The following is a 4224-nucleotide window of genomic DNA, read 5'->3' on the forward strand; positions in this document are numbered from 1 at the left end:
TGGTCTGTTAACTGCACCAACTCGGTGATCCACTCGACTCGGGGACCGTGACTCGTGAGCATTTGGACGTGCATGAGACTCCTTCGCTTCATCGAGATCTGATTGACGGACGTGCTCGGCTGCCCCGGGTTGGGGCTGTGGTGCCAGGTACGACGCCGTCTCTGCCGTGGCGTGTGATCGACGCCGCCGACCGTGAGATTGAGCCGGTCAACGCCTACTTGCGAGACCGGACACTGGGCGATGCCAGTCCCCTGACCTGCCGGAGTTATGGCTTCGATCTGCTCCGGTGGTACCGGGTGCTCTGGGCCCTGGACGTCGGATGGGAGCAAGTCACCGAGGCGGAAGTCGTTGCGCTTGTGGGCTGGCTCCGCGCCGCCCGTAATCCGCAACGGCAACGAACCCGAGCCGTTCATCAGGCTGGGACGGTGAATCCGCAAACCGGGAAGCCGACGCTGCGATCTGGGTACTCGCCGGCGACGATCGCGCACAACCTCTCGGTGGTGCACGGCTTCTACGCCTTCCACATGCACTTCGGCCGCGGACCTGTACTCAACCCGGTGCCCGAGAACCGCGCCCGCCGGGCTGCACTTTCCCACCGGTCTCCGATCGAGAGCCGCGCTCAGCACCGCCGCGGCAGACTGCGGCCCAAGGTCCCGGTGCGCCAGCCACGGGCCCTGCCCGACGAGCAGTGGGACGTGCTGTTCGAGCAGATGAAGTGCGCCCGGGACCGGGCTCTGCTGTCCTGCTACGTGACCTCCGGCGCCCGCGCGTCCGAATTGCTGGGCGTTCAGCTCGGCGACATCGACTGGCAGAAGGGACAGCTCTGGGTGATCTCCAAGGGCACCCGGGCCAGACAGCCAGTTCCGGTCTCCCCGGAAGCGCTCGCCTACCTCGCCGCCTATCTGGACGAGAGCGGCTTGCCGGAGATGGCGGTCCCGATCTGGCGCACTCGACGGGGTGAGAGCCGCCCGCTGACCTACTGGGCGGCCCGCCGGATCATCCAGCGGGCAGACGAGAAGCTGGGCATGAACTGGACCCTGCACGATCTTCGGCACACGGCCGCCACCCGACTCGCCCGGGACCCGGAACTGACGCTGGTGGAAGTGCAGACGATCCTTCGGCACGCGCATATCACCACCACCAGCCTCTACACCGTCGTCGGGCTGGAGGACCTGGTCGACAAGCTCGCCGAGCACTACTCCAGGCCCGTTCAACCCGTGGCCTGGCCGACGCAGTACGCCGCGGACGACATTCAGGCGGTGTTCGGTGCCGGGAAGTAAGGTCGGCGACAGCCTGCGCATGAAGGGCCCCACCACCAACTACATCCGGCGGCACGACGCCAATCTCGGGGCGCCGGTCGGCAACTTCGCGCCGACCGCGCTCACCCCGGCACCGCCGCCGCTTCCCGCCAGACCTCCTCGGGCGCTGGGCGACTTCAGTACGGCCAGCGTCGAGGAAGTCGCCGAAGCCGCAGCCCAGCACTTCTCGGCACACGTCAGCTACAAGTGGAAGACCCGCAAGGGGATGTCCGACCTCCTCCAGCACCTCGCGAAGTTCCCTGGAAACACCTGGCAGGAGCGCTGGGAAGCCTCCGGGTTCAATGAGCGAGGCCGTCCGGTCGGTGGTCTCGCCGAGGAAGGCGACAAGCTCCTGCGCAACCGGCTCAACGCGGCCGCCGGCCACGCATTCGCCATGCGGCTCATCCGCCCGGACCTGCTGTCCTTCCGCTCCAACCCGCTCTGGAACTATCCGCGGTGGTTCCGGGACGTCGCGAAGGACCCGTGGCTGGAGGAGTTCTGCGCACGGCTCGAAAAGATGCCGGTCAGCGGAGCGCGACGCGGCAAGGCTCGGTTCGACGTGTGTTGCGCGCTGACGGTCTTCGGCATCGACCTCAGTGACCTGACCCCCGAGGCCCTTCTGCACTACGCCGTCGAGTCCCGCACCCACGGTCTGGCCGGCGAGAGCAGAGCTTCGGGAACCTTCGCTGCCACGCTGGCCTGGCCGGTCCTGCACGAGATGGGACAGTTTCCCGCCTCCGCGCCGAGGACCCTGCGGGCCGCGGTCACCCGCGGGCAGCTCTCCGTCGAGGAGGTCGTCGACCGCCACAAGCTGAGAAATCAGGCGGTCCGGGACCTGCTGGTCGACTACATCCGCCGACGCTCCGCGGATCTGGACTACTCGACCCTCCGCAGTCTCGCGCACCACTTGGCGAAGCTGTTCTGGAAGAGCATCGAGGAGATCAATCCCGAGCAGGCTGACCTGCGGCTTTCGGAAGAGACTTTCACTCAGTGGAAGGAAAAGCTGCTGGTCTTGCCCAACGGCCAACCGCGGTTGGACGTTGACGGCGCGCTCATGTCGGTCCGCGCTCTCTACCTCGATCTGCACACATGGGCGGTTGCCGAGCCGGAACGCTGGGCCACCTGGGTTGCCCCCTGCCCGGTCCGCGACGCTGACCTGCGCTGGTTCCACCTGAGACGCCGACGCCTCCAGGAACGCATGGCCAACCGCACCCGTGACCGCCAGCCCCTGCTGCCAATCCTTTCCCAGCACGTCAACGACACCTGGCACCAGGCGCGAGCCCTGCTCGAAGCCGCCGAAAGCGTCACCCCGGGCGAGGACTTCACCCTGGATGGAACCGCGTGGTTGCGAGTGGCAACCAAGGAAGACGAGAAGCACGGCCGCCCGCCGGTCCGGGCCGTCAACCGCCTCACCGGGAAACTCGTGCGCATCACGCATGAGGAGAACCTGGCGTTCTGGCAGTGGGCAGTCGTGGAAACGCTCCGGATGGCCGGCCTGCGAGCAGAGGAACTCGCTGAGCTTTCTCACCTGAGCGTCCGGCAATACCAGCGGCCCAGTGGCGAAGTCGTCGCCCTGCTGGTGATCAGCCCTTCGAAGAGCGACCGGGAACGGGTCGTCCCAATGTCGGCGGAGCTCTTCCACGTCATTGCCCAGATCATCCGCCGGCATCGCAACGAGCACGGCACCGTTCCGGTCTGCGCTCGCTATGACCTGCACGAAAAGGTCTGGAGCGAAGAACTTCCCTACCTGTTCCAGACCGTTCACAGCGGCACCCAGCGAGGGATGTCCGGCACGACGGTCTGGCGTGTGATCCGACGAGCCTGCAAGGCCCTCGCAGTCACGAACCCGCAGTTCGACGGGGTGAGGTTCGCACCCCACGACTTCCGAAGGCTGTTCGCCACCGAACTCGTCAACAACGGCCTGCCCATCCACATCGGAGCGGCCTTGCTCGGCCACCTCGATATCCGGACGACTCGCGGCTACGTCGCCGTCTTCGACGAGGACGTCATCAGCCACTACCAGCAGTTCCTCGCTCGCCGCCGGGCAGACCGGCCGCAGGAGGAATACCGCAAACCCACAACCGAGGAGTGGGACGACTTCCAAGAGCACTTCGACAAGCGGCGGGTCGAGCTCGGTTCCTGCGGCCGCCCCTACGGCACCCCTTGCGCCCATGAGCACGCCTGCATCCGCTGCCCGATGCTCAGCATCAATCCGAAGATGCTGCCCCGCCTCGATGAGCTGGAGGATGACCTGGTCGCCCGCCGCGAACGCGCCGTCGAGGAGGGCTGGCAGGGTGAGATCGAAGGACTCGACCTCACCCTGACCTTCCTGCGGGGCAAGCGCGAGCAGACCCAGCGCTACCGGCGAAGCGAGCCGATTGACCTTGGCCTTCCGCATCCGAGGCCCCCACTCACAGACGGGTGATCAGCAGCGCGGACACCAGCAAAGCCGTCTGATGGAGGGCTTGATCGGTCAGATACATGCCGTTCATCCCGGCTGCCTTCAGCTCCGCAAAATCCGGGGAGCCGGTGTGCTGCAACAGCCAGCGCACCGGCCACCGGCGGTCGAAGAACGCGTGTGTCACCGCCGAGACCGCGAGCCCAGCCGCCAGGCCGGTCCAGGAGAGCTGGAGCGGGAGGACGGCCCAGACCAGGGCCAGCATCACGGCCATGACCAGGTGGTACTGGGCGACATGGCTGAGGCAGGCAGCCCAGCCCCGCCGAGGGCTCGCGCCGGCGGCGACATCCGTCGCCGCCGGCGCCCCCTTGTTCGCGGCCTGGTGGTCACTCTGACCGAACACATGGTCCGCGAGATTGTGACCGACGGCGAGCACCGCCCACACAGCTCCGAACGTCGCGAGAGTTGCGACCTGCTCAATGCTCGTCATCGGGCACCGCCAGCAGCAGCGTTAGTGCAGAGAAGGTC

3 protein-coding genes are annotated in these 4224 nt (G+C 66.9%); 2 read left to right on the forward strand and 1 reads right to left on the reverse strand.

Annotated features, from left to right (window positions below; all coding sequences use genetic code 11):
- Positions 1-425 precede the first annotated feature (425 nt).
- Both QMK30_RS38065 and QMK30_RS38070 read left to right on the forward strand, forming a co-directional pair.
- Complete coding sequence (locus QMK30_RS38065; protein WP_349362167.1) at positions 426-1280, forward strand: tyrosine-type recombinase/integrase; 855 nt, start codon at positions 426-428, stop codon at positions 1278-1280.
- Entirely contained in the window at positions 1267-3723 is a 2457-nt protein-coding gene (locus tag QMK30_RS38070; protein WP_283522905.1) for a tyrosine-type recombinase/integrase, read from the forward strand. The genes QMK30_RS38065 and QMK30_RS38070 overlap by 14 nt, the downstream gene beginning before the upstream one ends.
- Here the strand turns inward: QMK30_RS38070 and QMK30_RS38075 are convergent.
- Positions 3710-4186 carry a hypothetical protein gene (locus QMK30_RS38075; RefSeq protein ID WP_283522906.1) on the reverse strand — a complete coding sequence of 159 codons (477 nt, stop codon included), beginning with the start codon at positions 4184-4186 and terminating at the stop codon, positions 3710-3712. The genes QMK30_RS38070 and QMK30_RS38075 overlap by 14 nt on opposite strands.
- Positions 4187-4224 lie beyond the last annotated feature (38 nt).

The organism is Streptomyces sp. H27-C3, assembly GCF_030063415.1.
In the GTDB taxonomy this organism is placed as follows: Bacteria; Actinomycetota; Actinomycetes; order Streptomycetales; family Streptomycetaceae; genus Streptomyces.